Below are 21,053 nucleotides of genomic sequence, written 5' to 3' on the forward strand. Positions count from 1 at the left end.
AAAATTATTTTAAAAATTAATTATTTTCTGTTGTTGTGGTTGTTTCTTCTGCTGCTGATTCTTCTTTAGAAGCTTCTTCAGACTTTAATAAATCTGAATGCTTAGGGATTTTAACACCAAGTCTTTCTACCAAGCGAGCTTTTTTACCTACTTTATCTCTTAAATAATAAAGTTTAGCTCTTCTTACTTTAGCTTTTCTTATAATATCAATATGATCTATTCTAGGAGAGTTTACTAAAAATATCCTCTCAACACCAACACCATAAGATATCTTTCTAACTATAAAACTTTTATTAATACCTTTACCACGCATTGAGATAACTACACCTTCAAATGCTTGTAATCTTYCTCTATCTCCTTCTATAATTTTTACCCATACTTTTACTGTATCACCTATTTCAAAAGGTAAAATAGCTTCTTTTTTATGTTTTGCTTCTACTAATCTAATCTGTTGCTCCATTGATTTTTTCTCCTAAAAATTTATATTAATTTATTAATCTACACTTTATAGAAATTATATTTTATCACAATATACTAATTTAATCAAGTATAATATATAGAATTTTTTAAACTATTATATTAATATTCAATTTTTATTTTTATAAAATTCTATGATAGAAAACAAATATTTATTTGATATTGATATAATTTTATATTATTGTTATAATTTTTAAATATGTATAAAAATAAAAAAAAGAATAAAAGCAATTTCTACAAAAAGAATAATTCTGATAATTCTTCATTTTTTAAAAAATTACATAAAATATTGTCTCATAGACTTTATTTTATGTTTATACCGCATTCAAAAAAGAAAACTAGAACTTTATCTATTCCTATATACGGACTTTTAATAATAATTTTAATTATAGCCGTAGCTCTATTAATAACATTCTCATCTCTTACAAAAAATACCGTTATTGCAAGCAAAACACTCGTTCTTACAGGAAGCTATCAAGAGAGGCTTGAAGAGATTAATTCTTTAGAGAACCTATTTAATTCAGTATTTTCTAATGATTCATATAGAGAAGATATGTCTAATATGATGAATAAATTTAAAATAGAAAATACTAATTTAATAAATACAAATAATGTTGATAATGTAACACTTTTAAATGCCAGAGCTAAAGAGTTTGAAAATTTAAAAAATTATTTAGAAGAATTGAAAGCTAATATTAATTCTAAAAATAATTCGTTAGAATATGTACCAACAATTACACCAATAGATTCTAGATATGCCGTTATATCAAAACCATATCAAAAAGACTCTATTTTATCAAAAGGTATAGGCTTTCAAACAATAGCAGGTACACTAGTAAGAGCAACAGCTTCTGGTACAATTAATAGTGTAGTATACAATAAAGATGAAGGAGTAAGTATAGTTATTTATCATAGATATGGTATTATAACTACTTATAAAGGATTAGCCACTACTTCTGTAAAAACAAATGTTAATGTAAAAAAAGGCGATATTATAGGAAATGCAAAAACAGGTGAACTTGAATATGAATTAAAATTAGCTTCCGAATATGTTAATCCTTTAATTTTTACAACGCTTAATTATGAAGAGCAATAATAATATAAAAAATGGAATAAAATACACTGCTTTGGGTATTGAGTTTGGAAGTATAATCTTAGGGCTTGCTTTTGTTGGAAATTTGGCTGATAAAAAATTAAATACTTCTCCATTATTTACTATAGCTGGTATATTTTTTGGATTTATATCTGGTATATATAGACTTTATCAACTTTCTAAAATTATAGAAAGAAATAAAAAATAGATAAGGTTTTTTAAGGATTTTATTTATGGATAATATAATAAATAGTTTGCTTGATACTGATTTATATAAATTCACAATGCAGCAATGTGCTTTAAGGCAATTTTCTAATGTTTGGGTAAAATATATTTTTAAAAGCAGGAATGTATTAGAATGGACTCAAGAAATGCATGATGAGTTTTTAAAGCAAATAAAACATTTTTGCAATCTAACATTTCAAAAACATGAACTTGAATATTTATCTTCACTTAGATTTATAAAAAAGGATTATATAGAGTTTCTAAAGCTTTATAGACCTTTAGAAGAACATATTAATGCTTCTTTTGATGATAATAAATTAACCGTTTCTATAGAAGGGCCTTGGTATCAAACTATTATTTGGGAAATACCTATACTTGCTATGATAAGTGAAATATATTATCACTACTCTATTTGTAAAACTAATGGAGAAAAAGAGGTTTATAAGCAAGGTGAATTAAATTTAATAAAAAAATTAGATGAAAAATTGCTTCCTATATACAAGGCGGAAAATGGTTTTAAATTTTCTGATTTTGGTACTAGAAGAAGATTTTCTTTTAAGTGGCAAGATAGGGCTATTTCAATATTAAAAGAGAAAGTTCCTAGTGATTGTTTAGTAGGCACAAGCAATGTGTATTTTGCTCAGAAATATAATTTACTTGCGGTGGGCACTAATGCTCATGAATATTATCAAGTTGGTCAGGCTTTAGATAAAGTGAGGCTTGCGGAGAGTCAGAAATTTATGCTTCAATCTTGGGTTAATGAATATAGGGGCGATTTAGGCATTGCATTATCAGACACTTTAGGAACGGATAAATTCTTAAAAGATTTTGATTTATATTTTGCAAAACTCTATGACGGCATAAGGCATGATTCTGGAGACCCTATTGAATGGGGTTATAAAGTTATAAAGCATTATAAAGATTTAAGAATTGATCCTAAAACTAAAACACTCCTTTTTTCTGATAGTCTTAATTTTGACAAAGCTTATAACATATATAAAGAGTTCAAAAACGAAGCTAAAGTTACATTTGGAATAGGCACATTTATTATGAATGATTTTGAGCCTATTGCTAAACCTTTAAATATTGTAATGAAACTTCAGATGGTTAATGGTAAGCCTGTTGCTAAGTTATCTGATGATGAAGGCAAAACTATGTGCGATGATAAAGAGTTTTTACATTATTTAAAAATTGTTGCTATGGAATGATTAACTATTTTATGATAAAAAATATTATATTAATTCTTATGCTTATATTATTAATTTCTTGCAATAGAAATAATAATACAAGTACAGTTAATGAAATAGAACCTAATGACAATGAAGAGTATGCTCAATTTATAGAGTCGGATATTAGCTTAAAAGGAAGTTTAATAATCGACGATATAGACTATTATCATATTAAACCTACTAATGGCTTTATAATGAACTTTGGGCTTTATGCTAATAATGACTCCAATATTGTATTAGAGTTTTATAATAAAGAAAATAAAGATATTCTTTTTAAAATAGAAACTCAAAAGGCAAAGGATTATTTTGGAAATATAGAATTAAAAAATATAGTATTAAAGCAAAATGAATATTTATTAAAATTAACTTCAGAAGATGAAATTGATTACAACCTAAAACTAAATTTTTCTGATGATTATAAATATAAAAATGAGTATAACAATAATAATATATTTTATGCTGAAGAGATAGGATATCCAAATCAAAAAATAAATGGTTTTTTTATTAAGAAAGATTTAGTTTTAGATGAAGTGCTTAAACCATATTTAAAAAATTATAATATAATAGATATAGACTTTTATAGAATAAAAAATGAAACGGATATAGATTCTTATATAAATATTATTTTAGAATATAAAGAAGATATAGAGATTATACTTTTTGATGAAAATCATAATTATATAAGAAAAGCCGTAAACAGAATTGACAATATAAACTTTAGCAAAAACAGAGAATATTATATAGCATTAATTTATTATGGTGAAAAATATTTGATAGAGCAATATATTTTGTATTATGAGTTTAGTAATAAATAATAAAAAACATTTTAAGTTTTTTGTTCGTGGTGGCTTTGCCCCCTGCGAAGCGTGCCCTTAGGGTACACGCCCCGCTTCTTTTTGCAACTGAAGGAAGTACCTTTAGGTATGACCCAAAGAAGCAAAAGGACTGCATTTTTTGGCTAAAAAGTATTATCTTATACTTTATCATATTCCAAATATACAAAGCTATAACACTTGCACTTTTTGGTTCTTTTTGCGGCGGGAAAAAGAACAACAAAATATTTATGTTTTTTATTATTTGTGGGGACTAGCCCCCACACCCCCACTTCTTTTATTGGTATAAAAGAAGCAAAAGAACTGCATTTTTTGGCTAAAAAACTATTATCTTATACTTTATCATATTCAAAATATACAAAGCTAAAATATTTGTACTTTATTCAACTTTTTGCTACGGGAAAAAGTTGAATAAAACACAAACTTGCATGACAAAATATACTTAGTTTAAACATACAATAATTTATTCTTACAAACTATTATTTTATTGTATTAAGGGTTCTTATATGTTATAATTACAAAAATTATTGATTAGAGTTATATTGTGATAAAAAAATTAAGTTTTATTTTTATTATTCTTTTTGTATTTAGCTTTTTATTATCCGCTAATACATTATCTTCAAGACATTCTTTATCTATTTTAAATTATACAAGCACAAGAAGCAGAGGAATGATGAACAGCACTTTTTTAATAGGAAATGATTCTTCTGCATTATTTGTAAACTCTGCTTCACTAATGGGGATTATTAGAGATAGCATCAATATAAATTACACACTATCACCAGATTTTAAAAACGAATATATATTTAATGCTTCATATTCTCATACAGGTAATTCTTATGCTATAGGTTTAGGTTTTGCTTCAGAAATAAATAAAATACAAAGTTATGACGCACTTGGAAATAAAAAGGATAGTATATACAACGGAGTTTATTTAGCAAACATTGCTTTTGCCTATGCTATAAATGATAAATCTTTTATAGGCGGAAATATTAAAGGAGTGTTAAATAATTCATTAGACAAAAATATTTTTGGCGGATTTTTAGATGTATATTATATGCAATCTATTTTTACTCCTGTGTTTAAAATAGGTGCTGGTATTAGAAATTTTGGTTTTTACGATAATGTATTTGGCAATATAGATACTGACATAGTAGCTTCCGTTGCATATGCAAAAGAAGATTCTACAGTATCTGTTTCGCTTAATTATTCTGTAGGAGTTCCTTCTATCACTCATAATATATCTTTGGGTCTTGAAGCTATGATAATAGATTTTAATAAATTAGGATTATTTGATAACTCATCATCTTCTTGGTTTGATGATTTGCCTGAGAGTGTATTAGATGAGCCTAGTGCTATGCAAAAAAGACGTTCTACTAAATTGCCTAGCGGTGTTTTAGCAAGACTTGGTATTGGAAATAATGGAGTTTCTTTAGGGCTTTCATTATATATCGATTTGTTTAGACTTGATTATGCTATAATATTTGATGAGTTTAATAAAAATAATATTTCGCATGATTTTGGTTTAAGCTTTATGTTTTAATAATTATGCCTAGTATATGTAAACAATTAATATCAAACACGGAAAAATGCGACAGAGAAGTTTATAAAGATGATTTATGCATCATACATCATAAATCAGAAAATAAACCTGCTAATCTATTTAGAAACATTATAAGAGATGATATATATAGAGGATACTATAACTTTTCTCATATGATTAGCTATGAAGGCTTTAATTTTGAAAGCTTAAAAATAGAAAAAGATTCAAATTTTAATTTTTCTGATGCTTCATTTTATGCCCCATTTAATATTAATAATTTGAAATTAGATATATCACTTGATTTTACTAATGCTTTATTTGATTCGGGTATATTTATAAAGATGTCTAACATAAACAAAGAAATTATAATGAAAAATACTGTTGTAAATATGGATTTAAATTTTTCAATGTCTAATTTTGAATCTATTAATTTATATAATGCCAAAATTAATTGTAATGCTAATTTTACTAATTCTGACTTTATAAAAAAAACTGTTTTTAATCATGTTCATTTTAGCAATAATTTAAGTTTATTAAATGTGAACTTAAAAGATGATTTTTCATTAGAAAATATAGTAGTTGAAAAAGATGCAGATTTTAGAAACCTTATTTTTCATAAAAGTTTAAAATTAGAAAATGTTGAAATAAAAGGTACAACTTTACCAAATGAATTAATTAACAATGAAAATATAATTTTAAAAAATGTAGTAATAAATGGCACTCTTATAGAAGATAATCAAAAAAACAAAAAAGAAAAAGAAAGCAAAGAAAAAATAAAACAAGCAAAAGAAAAAATATATAAAGAAACTATTCTCAATAAAAAGATATAATTTATAATAATTCTCTATATTTGCTTAATTCATTTTTCTCTCTAATGTCTTTTAATATCTCTTTTATTTTAGAATCTTCATTATTTGGATACATTAAAACAACGCCATTAGATTTAACAATTGTTGTGTTGTTAATTCCATTTAAAGTAAGCAAATCATCATCATCATTTATTATAATATTATTACTAGAGTTTTTAAGATATACCTGCCCTATTACAACATTATTATTTTCATCTTTATCATGTATTCTTCCAAGTGCAGAAAAAGCTCCTAAATCATCCCAGAAAAAAGAAGACTTTATACATATAATATCTTCTAGCTTCTCCATTACACCAAAGTCGAAAGAAATTTTATCAATACTATTAAATATTTCTAATGATTTATCTTCATTGTTAATATTTTTTAATGTATCATTTACTTTATTAAGTGTATCAGGCATAAATTTGTTTATACTGTTTAATATGCTTTCACTGTCCCATATAAACATACCGCTATTCCATAAATAATGCCCATCTTCCAAAAACTTCTTTGCATTTTCAAAATCTGGTTTTTCTACAAACTTATGAACAATATATTCATTACCATTTATGTTTTTATCTAATTTTATATATCCATATCCCGTTTCAGCTCTAGTAGGTTTTATTCCTACAACTACAATATTTTTTGTTTTTATAGTTGCTTCTATAGCCTCTTTTATTGTATCTATAAATAAATCTTCATCTTTTATTATAGGGTCAGCAGGAATTATTACTACATTCGAATCGCCTATTTTTTCTTTTACAGTTAACACTCCTAAAGCTACGGCTGCAGCAGTATCTCTTCCAACAGGTTCATATATAATATTATCTTTTTTAAAGTTTGGAATATAAGTAGAAAAAACCTCTTTATATCTTTTACCTGTTATTATAAAAATATTTTCCTCTTCTGTAATTTTTAAAGCCCTATCTATAGTTTGTTCTATAAGTGATTTATTATCAATTATTTTTAAAAATTGTTTTGGCTTTTTCTCTCTGCTTAAAGGCCATAGTCTCTCTCCTATACCTCCAGCCATAATAATTACAGAAGTTTTCATGTTATTCCTTATATATAATATATTTTTATTTAATTATATTTTATTATACATAAATATCAATATAAACAAGAACCCATGCATATGGGCTCTTGTTTATAAAAATAAACTTTAATATTTAGTATCATTAAATAAATCTAAATTTAAAGATATTTGAACTCCCAAATCTACAGCAGATAATTTACCGCTTGCAGATGAATAAGTTTGTGAATCTATAGTAAGTTCGCTTCTTGTTTCAACATAAGGTAAATCAAAATTAAGATAAGCACTTACATTTATTATACCAATATCAAGACCTGCAAATATTTTTGTATATGGTATAAATATAAACGCATTTCTATAAGCACCATACAAAAGACCTAAACTTAATCTTTTTTCTGTCTCTTCATACCAATAAGCACCAGCTAAAGGAATTTTAAATCCAACTCCAACACCGCAGAAGAAATTCAAATATTGATATTCAAAAGTTCCTCCAATATTAAAGCTGTCAAATACATGTACTATTTGATTATTAGCTTTTACACCAGCAGTATCTGTAATATTATTATAATCATAATCAAATTGAAAAGTATCTCTATAATATCCTAATTCAACTCCTGCAGATATTATATGATTATTTGTAATTTCAAAATTAAATTTAGGTTTTAATAACACCCCTATTTCAATAGCTGCTTCTGGACGATAATTTATTCCATTATTTAAGTTCTTATCATTATTTTGAAAACTAGGAAAACTTCCTCCAATTGGCACAGATAATGATAAATCAAAAGAACTTAAAGGAAATAAATAAGTAGAAAAAGAAATAATGGATACGATTGTAATTAGTATTTTTTTCATATATAACTCCACGATATCATAAATTAATATTAATTTACGGTATTGTATCATTGTATATAAATAAAACAAGATAACTTTATAAATTTTTCTTATTTAATGACAATAAATATTTATTTTTGTTAAAAAATATGCATTTTTTATTATTTTTAAATCATAATAAATAAAAATACATATACAACAAATAATAATTTCTTAATATATGATTTATATGTTGTGCTTTTTAAGATTAAAAGTAATTAATAAAATATGCTTAAATATTATACAACAAAAAATAAAATTCAGTATAGACTATTTTTTTTATTTATATTAATATATAATAAATTCACTAATAATTATTAAGAGATTAATGTTATGAAAATTTTATTAGCTATAACTAGTTCTATATCAGCATATAAGATGCCGTTTCTTGTTAGTATGTTAAAGAAACAAGGTCATGAAGTAATATGTGCTATTACAAAAAATGCAGAATATATGGTAGGTGTAAAAGCATTGGAAACAATGAGCGGTAATCCTGTTATAAGAGATATGTGGGAAGAAGAAGACCCTCTCACACATATAAATGTTAGCAGAAAAACCGATGTATTTTTATTAGCACCTGCAGATGCCAATACTATATCAAAAATAGCAAATGGTATATGCGATAATACCGTTACTACTATAGCATGTGCCTACACAGGAAAAAAGATGTTTGCCCCTGCTATGAACCCTAATATGTGGTTTAACAAAGCTGTGCAAAAAAATGTTCATTATTTAATTGAAGAGCTTGAATATACTATGATTGGTCCTGCTGCTGGAAATATGGCTTGCAATGATACAGGTATAGGAAGACTTGCAGATTTGGAAGAGATATTAGATAAAGTTGTTAATAACTTTAGTCATTTTAGTTTGAGATATGACAATATAAGATTTACAGTAACATCTGGTGCTACAAAAGAATGGATAGACCCTATAAGATATATTACAAATAACTCAAGCGGAAAGATGGGAGAAGCTATATATAATGAGATACATCTTGGAGGAGGAATATCTACTTATATAGAAGGTGATGTTAATGAAGAGCTTCGTGTATATGCAAGTGATAAAAAGATAAAAATAGATACAACAGAAGATCTAAAAAATAACGTATTAGCTGAACTTGAAAATACTGATATTTTGCTTATGGCAGCTGCTCCTTTAGATTTTAGACCTGCTATTGTATATGATAAAAAGTTAAAAAAACAAAATATTAATGCTATAGAATTAAAACAAAATGATGATATATTAGCGAGCACAAGGGATAAAAAATCAAAAAACACTCTTATAGTTTCATTTGCTGCTGAGACGGCACTAAATGATGAAGAGCTAAGAAATTATGCTATAGAAAAAATGAACAAAAAGGGAGCGGACATGATAGTTGCTAATAACATAAAAGATGCTATTGGTAAAGACACTAATAAAATAAGCATTTTTTTCAAAGACGGAAGAGTAAGAAATTTTCCTACTTTAAGTAAAAGAGAATGTGCTAAAGAAATTGTTAGTGTTGCTGTTGAAGAATGGAAGAATAAAAAATATAATTAAACATAAAAATAAAAAAAAATAGGATCAATGAATGAGTCATCTTTATGAAATAAACAATATTAGTAAGATATATGGTCATGGAGGAGGTGCTACAGAGGCATTAAAATCTGTTAATCTTACTATAGAAGAAGGAAAGCTTACTGCTATACTTGGACCGAGCGGTTCTGGTAAGAGTACGCTTTTAAATATACTTGGAGCATTGGATAAGCCTACAGGCGGAAGAGTATTATTTTTGGGTGAAGATATTACTCATTACAGCAATAAAAAGCTAGCTAAGTTTAGAAGAGAAAATATAGGATTTGTATTTCAAAGCTATAACCTACTTCCAAATTTAACTGCTTTAGAGAATGTTGAATTTTCTACAGAAATAACTGGGCTTACAAGAGATAATGCTGAAAATGCTTTAAAACTTTTGGGGCTTGAACATAGAATGAAGCATTATCCTACAGAATTATCTGGAGGAGAACAGCAGAGGGTGAGTATTGCTAGGGCTATAGCTAAAAAGCCTAAGGTTGTACTTTGCGATGAACCTACTGGTGCTTTGGATAATAAGACTGGTATTATGGCTCTTAGGATATTAAGAAACTTAAATAAGGATTTAGGTACTAGTATAGTATTAATCACTCATAGTAAAGAGATTGCTAAAATGGCTGATACAGTTGTTAAGGTTTTAAGCGGAGAGGTGATAGAAAAATATGATGTAGAAAATCCTTTAAATCCTGAAGATATAGAATGGTAATGAAATAATTTTATTAATGGGAAAATAATGCTTAATATTAAAACGAAACTTTTATTTAGAAAAATTAGTAAACAGCTTGCGATATTCATATCTGCTATTTTTATAGTAACTTTAGCGGTGTTATTTTTTGTGGCTGTAAAGACTGTATATAGAGATTTTAAGCTTACTGCTGAAGAGTATTTTGATAAAAATAATTTAGATGATTTAGTATTATTTGGAATGTTTAGCGAAGATGATATAAAGACCATTGAAGAGATTAAGGGTATTAACATGGTGGAAGCTAAACATAGATTTCAAGGCAAAATAGAGGATATTGATGCTATTATATATGCTACAAAAGATAATGAAAGCAGAATAAATAAGCCTTATATATATGACGGAAAATATAATTTAGAAACTAATGAGATAGCAATTAATAAAAATTTCGCAGATGCTAATTCATTATCTTTAGGCGATGAAGTTGAGGTTATATTTAATGATAAAACTAATTCTTTTACAATAGCTGCTTTAGTATCATACCCTAATTATGTGTTTTTATTTAAAGACGGTGCTTCAACAGCTTCCGAGGCTAAAGATTTTGCTGTTATAGAAATGAATGATGATAACTTTAATTATGTGCCTTACAATTCTATGTATATCAAATACGATGATAATGTAAATAGAAATAATATAGAACAGCTTATTAGAATAAAATTAAAACAAAAAATATTCTTCTTTACGGACAGAGAACAATCTGTTAATTACATAAACTATGAACAAACATTGCTTCAAATAGATTCTTTTTCATATATTTCACCTTCTATACTTTTACTTATGGCAATACTTCTTTTATATATCATACAAAGAAGAAATGTTGCTGTTGAAAGAAAACAAATAGGTATAATGAAAGCTATTGGTCTTACAGATTTTTCTATTATGTTTATGTATATAAAATATTCTTTTTTGGTATCATTTTTTGGAATACTATTAGCTTTTATTGCAAGTAAAATTCTTCTGCCGCCTATATTTGAATCTCTTGGGGCTATATTTGACATGCCTAATTATAATTATAATGTATATTGGGATTTATGGATAATATCAACTTTAATAATATTGTTTGTATGTATATTCTCTAATTTGCTTGCTGCTATTTCTATATTAAAGCTAAATCCTGCTCAGTCTATGAGAGGTGAGCCTCCAAAGAGTTCTGGTAAAACATTAATAGAGAAATTCAGCATTTGGAATAAATTATCATTCAACAGCAGATATGCTATAAAAAATGCCTCAAGAAGCAAAACAAGGTATTTAGCATCGCTTTGGGGAATGTTTGCTGCAATTAGTATGACTATATTTGCTCAAGGGTTTAATAACTCTTTTGATTATTTTTTATACACTCTTTATGAAAAATTTGCTTTATATGATGTTTCTATAAATATCACTCCTACAAAATGGGAAGATAATACTGATATACTCACTAATGATAGCATTAAATATTATGATAAGGCTGCTATTTATCAATCAAGGCTTTATCCTGCTTTTAATGATGATATTGAAAGTCTTTATTTACCAACTTTAATATATAAAGATGGTTTTTCTTCTCTTGATATACCGCATAATGATGATAGAGAAGATTCTGTAATGCTGCCTAAATATTTGGCAGATAAATTAAAAGTAAAAGAAAATGACTATATAGGTATAGAATTATATACTCTTGGAAACAGCATATCAAGAAGAGTTAAGGTTAGCAAACTTGTTGATCAGCAGGGTATGTTTTATATTTATATGGATAAAGATTTTGCAGAAGATGTTTTTAAAGTACAAAATGTTTATAATACTTTATTTTTAACTTCTGATGCTAATCAAGATGATGTAAAAACTATGTTAGATGACAGTAAAGATGTATTATATTACAGCTTTAGAAATGATGAATATCAGGCATATAAAAATCAAATGGCTACAATATATTTACTTGTACAAATACTTATATTTATAGCGTTCTTGCTTGGTGCTACATCGCTTTATGGTGTTGGTGTTATTACTTTGGCTACAAGAAGATATGAGTTTACGCTTCTTAAAGTTATGGGTTACACCACTAAAGAGATAATGCTTGCATCATTAAAAGAAACTGTTACTCAAGTGATAATAGCAATACCTATGGGAATATTGGCAGGATATGGTATACTTTATTTGGTTAAGAGACCTTTTTCAAGTAAGTTGTTTTCGTTTGTACCGCATGTTTATAATTATAGTTATGCATTAGCAATAGGCTTACTTATTGTTGTTATATTCTTGGTGTCTTTAATGAGTATGCATTATGTCAATAAGCTTGATATGGTTGAGGGCTTAAAAGACAGAGAAGAGTAAAAACGTTTGTTAAGATAAAGTTTTTAATTACTTTTACAAATAACTTATAAGTATATAAAAAAAATTTTAGCTTTTTTATTTGTGGTAGCTTTTGGCATCACTTCTTTTTGCGATTGAAATAAGTAAGGACGACATTACCCAGAGAAGTGAAAGAATTGCATTTTTTTACAAAAATATAAACATTATTTTAAGTTTATATGTTCCAAAAATATAAACTTAAAACACTTGCACTTTTTGGTTCTTTTTGCGGCGGGAAAAAGAACAATGAAAAATTGAAAATATAATCATTTTAGTATATGTAAATAAAAAACTATAAAAAATATAATCAATTAAGTTTTAATTTCTTGCTTATTTTATCTGTGATTTTTTTTGTTCCTTTTGGACCTACTGCTGTAATAAAAAACTTTTTGTCTTGAAATATATCTTCTATTGCTTTGTTTATATCATTTATATTAATTTTATCTATTGTATTATACAAATCTTTATAAGATACATATTTAGAAAAATAAAGTTCATTTCTTGCATTTTTGTTCATAGCAAAGCTCGCACTAAACTTACTAAAAGACATAGAACTTTTATAGCTCTCTTTTGCTTCTTCAAGTTCTTCTTTAGTTATTCTCTCATCTAATAATCTTTCTATTTCATTGTATATACTTTTTAATGTTTCTTCATATTTATCTAAGCTAGTTGAACCAAATATATCGAATGTTCCTCCGTTTAGAAAAGCTGAATTGTTGCTGTATATGCTATAGCATAATGCTTTATTTTCTCTTATAGATTGAAATAATCTTGAATATGAACTTCCGCCGAATATATCATTTACAATGTTCATAGTGTATTTTCTTTTATCGCTTGCATTATATGATGGTGTTATTAAAGCGAAATATACTTGATTTAAGTCTGCTTTTTCTTTTGACACTGATTTATAAAAAAATGGTAATTCCTCATTTGCAGGTAATATATTTTGTTTAAGCTCCATAGAAGATAATTTATTTATTGCTGATTTTACGTCAAAATTGCCTGCTATTGATACTATTAAATTATTTGAATTAAAGTGACTTTTAAAATAATTTAATATTTTATCTCTGCTTATATTTTTTATGTTTTTAATATTGCCGCCTATAGGAAACTGCATAGATGTTCCCTTATAGGCTTTGGCAAAAAATTGATTGGTCATTATTTCTTCTGGAGAGTCTGATGTCATTTTTAACTCTTCTATAATAACCTTTTTTTCTTTTTGTATATCTTCTTCTCTAAATGCTGAATTTAATGCTATATTAGATAATGTGTCTATTGCCCTGTCAAAATATTTTGATATTATATTAACATAAAAAGAAGTGAAATGTCTTGAAGTATATGCATTAAATACTCCGCCCACACCTTCTATATATCTCACTATCTCTTTAGAGGTCATATCATTAGTGCCTTTAAATAGCATATGTTCTATAAAATGTGAATATCCATTTTCTTTTTCAGTTTCATTTGCACTTCCTGTAATGAAGAAAAATCCAACTGAAACTGTCTCTAAAATCGGCATATATTCCAAAATTATTCTTATGCCATTTTTTAAGGTTAATCTTTTTACCATTTCTTTATTTCCTAGTTTATTGAAGTTAGATTATAATGTATAATATAAGTATTTGCAAATGTTTTAATGATAATTAAAATATTAGTCGATATTGTTATTAAATATTTTTAGGAAATAGGCATGCAAAAGTTATTCGGTATTTGTTTATTATTGTTTTTTACATTCTCTTGTGCATCAAACATGAAAACAGCTAATAGAAATTATAATAATATATGGATAAAAAAAGTAAAAGGAAAAAGAGTTGTTGCTCCTAATGGATATTTATATACTTTTTTGGACAATGGAGATGTAGAATATAGTTTATTTGGTAAAAAACGAGGTGTAGGTAAGTTTGATTATGCAGAAAGTGAAACTAATGCCTATTATTATGAGGTAACACCTTTAAAAAAAGTTGCACGCAATGTAAAAACTACTTCAGAAATTCCTAATAAAAAAGTTAATATGTATGTAAGTTTTATTCTTGATGGAAATAATATATCAATGACTTCAGATTATACTAGAGCATATTATAATAGATTAAATACTTGGAATAAAAATAATTTAAATCTATATGGTTTTCTTCGTGAAGGCAAAGATATATCTGAATATCCTATACCTAACCCTGATGAGGTAGAGTTTAATAAACCTATCAATTTTGGCGTATTAAGATAATTATTATATTATTTTATCTTTTATATTAAAAACTGTTAAATATAGTATAAGAATATTTATCAATTAGGAGATTTTTTTAATATGAGTAAGAAAAAAGCCGTTTTAATAGTTGTAGATAGCTGCGGTGTGGGGGCTTTACCTGATGCTAAAGAGTTTGGAGATGAGGGAGTGAATACTTTGGCTAATTTAGCTAAGGCATCTGGCGGAATAAGTTTGCCTAATATGGAGAAAATTGGGCTTGGAAATATTATAGATATAGAAGGTGTGGCAAAAGTAGATAATGCTGAAGGATATTACGGCAAGGCAATGGAAACTTCCAAAGCAAAAGACACTACTACAGGTCACTGGGAGATAGCTGGTTTGGTTTCTACAAAGCCTTTTAACACTTATCCTAATGGTTTTCCTGACATCACTATAAAAGAAATAGAGAAAATGTCTGGAAGGGCTGTTGTATGCAATAAGCCTTATTCTGGTACTGATGTTATAAATGATTATGCTGATGAGCAATTAAAAAACGGCTCTTTAATAGTATATACTTCTGCTGATTCTGTGCTTCAAATAGCAGCTCATGAAGATATTATACCTATAGATGAACTTTATAGAATATGTGAAAAGTCTTTAGAGATATGCAATAAATATTCACCAGTTGCGAGGGTTATAGCACGTCCTTATATTGGCACTAAGGGTAATTATAAAAGAACAGAAAGACGCCATGACTATTCTGTGCCTCCAAGCGGGGAAACTATGCTTGATAGGCTTAAAAATAATAATTTGCCTGTTATTGGTATAGGTAAAACTAGTGATATATTCGCTGGTGTTGGTATTACTGAAAACAGATTAACCAATAAAAACAATCTTGATGGTATAGAGAAAACTATTAAGGCTATTAAAGAAGTTGATAATGGTCTTATATTTACTAATTTAGTTGATTTTGATATGCTTTATGGTCACAGAAGAGATTATATAGGATACAAAAACGCTTTAGAAGAACTTGATAAATATATACCAGAGATGATTGATAATTTGAATGATGATGACTTGCTTATAATAACAGCCGACCATGGATGCGACCCTACCTACAAAGGAAGCGACCACACGAGGGAGTATATACCAATACTTGCTTTTGGAAAGAAATTAAATAAAAATATTAATATAGGTGTAAAAGAATCATTTGTTTCTATAGCAGCTACAATAGAGAAATATTTGCTTGGACAAACAAAGCTAGAAGGAGCTTTTATATAATTTAGTTTTGTAATGTGCTTAAAATATTTTTTTAGTTGAAGTATATACTTACATAAAACATAATTAATATGATTTAGTATTATTTTTATATTTGCACTTTTTGGTTATTTTTGCGGCGGGAAAAAGAACAATAAAATTTTTATGTTTTTATATTTGCAGGGCTTTGCCCCCTGCGAAGCGTGCCCGTAGGGTAGCACCCCAGTTCTTTTACGACCGTAGGAAGTGCCTTCGGTATTGGTATAAAAGAACCAAAAGAACTGCATTTTATAAAATATAGCTAAAAACATATGGTATTACTTTATATATATTTATTATATATAAAACTGAAACATTTGCACTTTAGCTAAACGTATATAAAGAACTTAAATATTTGCACTTTTTGCAACTTTTTGCGGCGGGAAAAAGTTGAATAAAATAAAAGCTTACATTACAAAATATAGTTATATATTTAATATAATTTTAAATTAATTATTAAACTCATTGTTATAGTATTCTATAGTGTCAATCATTGCTTTCACTTGTGATGATGATAACATAAACTCTTGATATTCTCTTCCAGATATTCTTAAACCAACCTCTTTAGCATTGGTAAGTATTTTATAAAGCTCTTTTACTTCCACGTCGCTAAGTTGTATTATAGCATTTTCCAAATAGTTTATTTGACTTGGTATATAGGCATATTCATTAATTACAGCGGCAGTTGTAGATATATTTCTTGAAACATTACTTAGAGTAAATGTTATTTTATCATATGTTTTTGCATCAAATATATATGCAGTGTTAGCATAAATTAAATTTGGCATAGCTTTAGTGCCTATATATAGCCACCAAGTAATTTCTTTATTATTATTTATTTGAAAATATAATTTAGCTCCGTATTCATAATATTCATCGGAGTATGTATAGGTTTGTATGCCTGTGAGTTTATCATCTTTTATTTTTAGAGAATAATTAGCACAGGATATGCTTACAAATAATATAGTTATAATAAATAAAATGTTTCTCATATAATATTATTATAATAGTTTCTATAACTCTTGCAACTATATATTTACAAATTTGCTTCAATAATATCAGATACTAAATTAAAATATTTATTTGTTATTTTCTTTATATGCTCTCTAGCATTAATTTGAACATAACCGTCATATTTTTTTATCATATCTATATCGTTGTTTGAATCACCAGCTACTAATATTTTTTCTATATTTTTATCTTTTAGAATATTTTCTAAGTTTTTTATTCCTGTAGCTTTGTTAATATCTGCCCTTACTATATCTATAGCTGTAATATTACCATAGGCTATTACTGTGTTAAATTTGTTATTTATTTCATCTTGTATAATTTCCGTTTTATTTACATCTGGACTTATCTTGTTTATTTGAATAAAACTTTTTATATCTTTTGCTTCTTCTATTGTTATTTTTCTATCTACTTTGAAAGGCAAATTATAATCCCCTTTTCTAGGTATTATAGATAAAACCTCATATGCATTTGATATTTCAACGCTTCCTTCGTAGTTATTATATAAATAATTAATAACTTCCATAGCATCATTTTTTTCTATCTCTTCTTTTAGCATTATATTATTATCTTTATCTATAATTAAAGCACCGTTATTAGCTATTATATAATCAAACTCTATATTGTTTTTTTTAGCTTGTTCCAATATTGAAAATTTATTTCTTCCAGTAGCAATAGTAAATATATTTCCTTTCTCTCTCCATTTTTTTATAGCATTAATTACTTTATCATCTACAACATAATTAATAAATAAAGTCATATCATAATCGCTAACAAATAATTTCATATTATTAATTTCCTATAAAATGTTAAAATAAGAGAGTATCACTTATTATTAGTGATACCCTCATAAAATTATTTAATTTCCCAACTATATTTTTTCCATACAGATTCGGCTTCTTTACTTGTAATATATTTTATAAACTCTTGAGCTTTTGCTTTATTTTTTGATGTTGTTGTAACAGCAGCTTCACTAGAGCGATATATTACATTACTTTTCAAATCCACAAATTGAGATTTATCTAAACCTATAGAATATACCCAGTGGCTCCATATTATTAAAGCATCTATCGTTTTATCACTATTCCATTTCTCAACAGCAGCAGCCGAACTTGGTGCGTAAAATTTAATATTTTTTCTTAGCTTAGTTAAAGCACTTTTATCAGCATTTAAAAGAGCCATATCTTCATATAATCCAACCTGCCCTGCCCCATCTACAACCATAACATTTATATTAGGTTTTAATATGTCGTTAAAAGTTTTTATATTTTTAGGGTTATTAGGTCTTACAATGATTCCAGCCCTTCTGATATTTAATACCTGAATATCTTCAACTCTTAATCGATTAGGAAGCATTTTTATAAATCCATCCATCATAGAAGTGCTTCCAGAAAAAATAATATCAGCATTTTGTTTTGCCTTATCTATCCAATTAGCAGTAGGCCCAGCTATAACAGTAACTTTTTCTCCTGTTTTATCTTCAAATTGTTTTGCTAACTCTTTTATTACAGGAGCAGGGCCTCCCGGACCATATACAAATATCTCAGCAGATAGTATATTTCCTAAAACTAAGAGCATTAATAAAATATTTTTTTTCATATGTTATCCTTTATTGTAAATATGTTTGTATATTATAACAAATTTAATCATAATAAACAAGGATTTCATTCTCCAATTATTTTAATTAATACTCTTTTGTTTCTCATACCATCATATTCACCGTAGAAAATTTGCTCCCAAGTGCCAAAATCTAATTTGCCATTAGTAACAGCTACAACAACCTCTCTGCCCATAATCTGTCTTTTTAAATGAGCATCAGCATTATCTTCGTAACCATTATGTCTATATTGATTATGAGGCTTCTCTGGAGCTAATTTCTCAAGCCAAACCTCAAAATCATTATGAAGTCCGCCCTCATCATCATTAATAAATACACTAGCTGTAATGTTCATAGCATTGCATAAAACTAATCCCTCTTTTATGCCGCTTTCTTCTAAGCATCTTTGAACTTCATTTGTGATATTAATATACCCTCTTCTCTTTGGATAATTTATTTCTAAAACTTTTCTATATGATTTCATTTTGCATAAACTCTTTTTTTATTATTTTTTATGCAAAAGATTATATCAAAATAAAACCCATTTGTCAAAAATATTTTTGTTGGTTTTGTTGTTGAAATAAATTTTTTATATGATATAATAAATATTCAAATTATAATAAAAATGGGAGTGTATATGCCTTCAGGAAGAAAAAGACTTCGTCAAAAGATGGCTACGCATAAACGTAAAAAACGTTTACGCAAAAATAGGCATAAAAAGAAATAATAACTTTTCATCTCTTTATTTAGAGTTGTAAAATGCAAAAGGACGAGATAAAAACCGTTATAGAAGTATGTGTAGGGCTTCATTGTTCTATGAAGGGTTCGTATGCTCTTTTAGAATCAATTAGAGCCCATTATGATTTAAAAATCGGCATTCCTTCTTATGACGGTATGCTCCTTAAAGAGGTGGAATGTATGCATAATTGTAATAATGCCATTTCTGTTTTAATTAACGGCATAGAATGCAATGATTCTTCTTTTGGCAGCGTTATTAAGTATATAGAAGCTGTACATGTTAAAGTAAGATGAAAAAATTTGTTCTATATAATAATTATGCTACAAAAAATATCAAAGATTTTAAAGACAATTTCGGTGATTATCTATACACCACTATAAATGAATATGATGCTCTGCTTAATGAATTAAAAATAGCTAACATATTTACAAAAGACGTATATAGAAAATCTTTGTATAATATTCTATCTAATAAAAATAACAATTATAATCAAACTCTAATTATAAATGCCTATTCTTTTGACTATTTAGTATTTAAAGACAAATTCTTTATAAATAATAATCCTCATCTTATTTTAGATTCTGCCATATTGATTGCCAAAATTCTAAATATAAAAAATATAGATATTCTAATTAGAAGCTATTATAATAAAGAAATATTAATTAATACTATAGTAGAGGCAGAAGATTGCTACAAATTTGAAAATGAAATTAATATAAATATTTATGATGAAAACAATTATAAAGAAAACATAAATATCTATTTTCTTGAAAGACAAAAATATGTATTAGATTTAGAGACTGTTATACAATTTGGATATTTTGCTCATATGGGTTTAGATAACTTTTCTCAATATGGAAATGATGAAAATAAGGGCACATGTTTAATTTCTTTTTCTGGGGACATTCCAAATGTAGATTTATATGAGTTTCAATTTGGCACTTCTTTTAATGAAATAATAAAAGCTAGCGGATATATTTATTATAATAATGATATAAAATGTGTATTTACAAATGGTTTTTTAAATGCTCCTACTACTTTAGAGAGTTTAAATAATAAGAGTTTATCTTATGAAGATATAAATATTGGAAATGGCGGAGTTTGTTTTATAGCAGAAAATAGATGCATGCTCAGAATTGTGATGAAGATTATTCAATTTGCTAAGAGTGTTTCTTGTACAAAATGTATGCCTTGTAATTATGGTTTTAATTTATGCGAGTATTATTTAAATAAAATTATATTAGGACAATCTAATAATAATGATTATAAAAATTTACTAAATGCTGTGGAGATGATTATTAAAGGTTCTTCTTGCCTTTATATATATAATATAGCAAAATGTATAATAGAGACTATAAAGATGTTTGAATATGAGTTTATATATGCTTTGGATAAAAAAATAACTCTTTATAGCTTTATCAATAAATAAGGTAATTAA

21 protein-coding genes are annotated in these 21,053 nt (G+C 26.6%); 13 read left to right on the plus strand and 8 right to left on the minus strand.

From position 1 onward, the window contains the following. Positions 1–16 precede the first annotated feature (16 nt). The gene (rplS, locus tag GQX97_RS10205; RefSeq protein ID WP_157151853.1) at positions 17–460 is read right to left on the minus strand and encodes a 50S ribosomal protein L19; all 444 of its coding nucleotides are present in this window, start codon (positions 458–460) and stop codon (positions 17–19) included. 216 nt (positions 461–676) lie between these two features. Here rplS and GQX97_RS10210 point away from each other — a divergent pair, with 216 nt between their 5' ends. The 6 genes from GQX97_RS10210 to GQX97_RS10235 all read left to right on the plus strand — a co-directional run bounded on the left by GQX97_RS10210 (position 677) and on the right by GQX97_RS10235 (position 6,230). After that, a complete protein-coding gene (locus GQX97_RS10210; protein WP_157151854.1) occupies positions 677–1,573 on the plus strand; it encodes a M23 family metallopeptidase in 897 nt (298 codons plus the stop codon). Next, positions 1,560–1,778, plus strand: a complete 219-nt coding sequence (locus GQX97_RS10215; RefSeq protein ID WP_157151855.1) for an AtpZ/AtpI family protein — start codon at positions 1,560–1,562, stop codon at positions 1,776–1,778. The genes GQX97_RS10210 and GQX97_RS10215 overlap by 14 nt, the downstream gene beginning before the upstream one ends. A 25-nt stretch (positions 1,779–1,803) precedes the next feature. Further along, a complete protein-coding gene (gene pncB / locus GQX97_RS10220) occupies positions 1,804–3,003 on the plus strand; it encodes a nicotinate phosphoribosyltransferase (RefSeq protein WP_157151856.1) in 1,200 nt (399 codons plus the stop codon). An 11-nt stretch (positions 3,004–3,014) separates the two neighbouring features. Further along, entirely contained in the window at positions 3,015–3,839 is an 825-nt protein-coding gene (locus GQX97_RS10225; RefSeq protein WP_157151857.1) for a DNA-binding protein, read from the plus strand. Positions 3,840–4,401: 562 nt separating this feature from the next. Beyond that, positions 4,402–5,400, plus strand: coding sequence for a hypothetical protein (locus tag GQX97_RS10230; protein WP_157151858.1), 999 nt, complete (start codon positions 4,402–4,404; stop codon positions 5,398–5,400). Positions 5,401–5,405: 5 nt separating this feature from the next. Beyond that, entirely contained in the window at positions 5,406–6,230 is an 825-nt protein-coding gene (locus GQX97_RS10235) for a hypothetical protein (RefSeq protein ID WP_157151859.1), read from the plus strand. 1 nt (position 6,231) lies between these two features. Here the strand turns inward: GQX97_RS10235 and GQX97_RS10240 are convergent, their stop codons facing one another. Together GQX97_RS10240 and GQX97_RS10245 are read right to left on the minus strand one after the other, a co-directional pair. Beyond that, complete coding sequence (locus GQX97_RS10240) at positions 6,232–7,302, minus strand: mannose-1-phosphate guanylyltransferase (RefSeq protein ID WP_157151860.1); 1,071 nt, start codon at positions 7,300–7,302, stop codon at positions 6,232–6,234. 108 nt (positions 7,303–7,410) lie between these two features. After that, positions 7,411–8,136 carry a hypothetical protein gene (locus GQX97_RS10245; protein ID WP_157151861.1) on the minus strand — a complete coding sequence of 242 codons (726 nt, stop codon included), beginning with the start codon at positions 8,134–8,136 and terminating at the stop codon, positions 7,411–7,413. 351 nt (positions 8,137–8,487) lie between these two features. On the opposite strand from GQX97_RS10245, the gene coaBC reads away from it, so the two are divergent. The 3 genes from coaBC to GQX97_RS10260 are packed head-to-tail and all read left to right on the plus strand — an operon-like array spanning position 8,488 to position 12,775. Next, positions 8,488–9,693 (plus strand): bifunctional phosphopantothenoylcysteine decarboxylase/phosphopantothenate--cysteine ligase CoaBC, encoded by a 1,206-nt coding sequence (coaBC, locus tag GQX97_RS10250; protein ID WP_157151862.1) that lies wholly within the window; start codon positions 8,488–8,490, stop codon positions 9,691–9,693. 31 nt (positions 9,694–9,724) lie between these two features. Further along, positions 9,725–10,432, plus strand: a complete 708-nt coding sequence (locus tag GQX97_RS10255; RefSeq protein ID WP_157151863.1) for an ABC transporter ATP-binding protein — start codon at positions 9,725–9,727, stop codon at positions 10,430–10,432. A 27-nt stretch (positions 10,433–10,459) separates the two neighbouring features. Beyond that, positions 10,460–12,775, plus strand: a complete 2,316-nt coding sequence (locus GQX97_RS10260; RefSeq protein ID WP_157151864.1) for an ABC transporter permease — start codon at positions 10,460–10,462, stop codon at positions 12,773–12,775. A 325-nt stretch (positions 12,776–13,100) separates the two neighbouring features. Here the strand turns inward: GQX97_RS10260 and GQX97_RS10265 are convergent, their stop codons facing one another. Beyond that, positions 13,101–14,363, minus strand: a complete 1,263-nt coding sequence (locus tag GQX97_RS10265; protein WP_157151865.1) for a pitrilysin family protein — start codon at positions 14,361–14,363, stop codon at positions 13,101–13,103. 120 nt (positions 14,364–14,483) lie between these two features. Here GQX97_RS10265 and GQX97_RS10270 point away from each other — a divergent pair, with 120 nt between their 5' ends. Next, complete coding sequence (locus GQX97_RS10270; protein WP_157151866.1) at positions 14,484–15,014, plus strand: hypothetical protein; 531 nt, start codon at positions 14,484–14,486, stop codon at positions 15,012–15,014. A gap of 81 nt (positions 15,015–15,095) precedes the next feature. Then, positions 15,096–16,256, plus strand: coding sequence for a phosphopentomutase (locus GQX97_RS10275; protein ID WP_157151867.1), 1,161 nt, complete (start codon positions 15,096–15,098; stop codon positions 16,254–16,256). A gap of 464 nt (positions 16,257–16,720) precedes the next feature. Here the strand turns inward: GQX97_RS10275 and GQX97_RS10280 are convergent, their stop codons facing one another. The 4 genes from GQX97_RS10280 to GQX97_RS10295 all read right to left on the minus strand — a co-directional run bounded on the left by GQX97_RS10280 (position 16,721) and on the right by GQX97_RS10295 (position 19,360). After that, positions 16,721–17,263: a hypothetical protein gene (locus GQX97_RS10280; protein ID WP_157151868.1), complete on the minus strand. Its 543-nt coding sequence runs from the start codon at positions 17,261–17,263 to the stop codon at positions 16,721–16,723. 44 nt (positions 17,264–17,307) lie between these two features. Further along, positions 17,308–18,066 carry an HAD-IIB family hydrolase gene (locus tag GQX97_RS10285; RefSeq protein ID WP_157151869.1) on the minus strand — a complete coding sequence of 253 codons (759 nt, stop codon included), beginning with the start codon at positions 18,064–18,066 and terminating at the stop codon, positions 17,308–17,310. Between the two features lie 68 nt (positions 18,067–18,134). Then, complete coding sequence (locus tag GQX97_RS10290) at positions 18,135–18,878, minus strand: extracellular solute-binding protein (protein WP_157151870.1); 744 nt, start codon at positions 18,876–18,878, stop codon at positions 18,135–18,137. A gap of 65 nt (positions 18,879–18,943) precedes the next feature. Further along, a complete protein-coding gene (locus GQX97_RS10295) occupies positions 18,944–19,360 on the minus strand; it encodes a secondary thiamine-phosphate synthase enzyme YjbQ (RefSeq protein ID WP_157151871.1) in 417 nt (138 codons plus the stop codon). A gap of 275 nt (positions 19,361–19,635) precedes the next feature. Between GQX97_RS10295 and GQX97_RS10300 the strand changes: the two genes are divergently transcribed. Next, positions 19,636–19,908 (plus strand): NAD(P)H-dependent oxidoreductase subunit E, encoded by a 273-nt coding sequence (locus GQX97_RS10300; RefSeq protein WP_014932459.1) that lies wholly within the window; start codon positions 19,636–19,638, stop codon positions 19,906–19,908. Continuing rightward, entirely contained in the window at positions 19,905–21,044 is a 1,140-nt protein-coding gene (locus GQX97_RS10305; protein WP_157151872.1) for an NADH-ubiquinone oxidoreductase-F iron-sulfur binding region domain-containing protein, read from the plus strand. Before GQX97_RS10300 ends, GQX97_RS10305 begins: the two co-directional genes overlap by 4 nt. The last annotated feature ends 9 nt before the right edge of the window (positions 21,045–21,053 follow it).

The organism is Brachyspira sp. SAP_772, assembly GCF_009755885.1.
GTDB lineage: Bacteria > Spirochaetota > Brachyspiria > Brachyspirales > Brachyspiraceae > Brachyspira.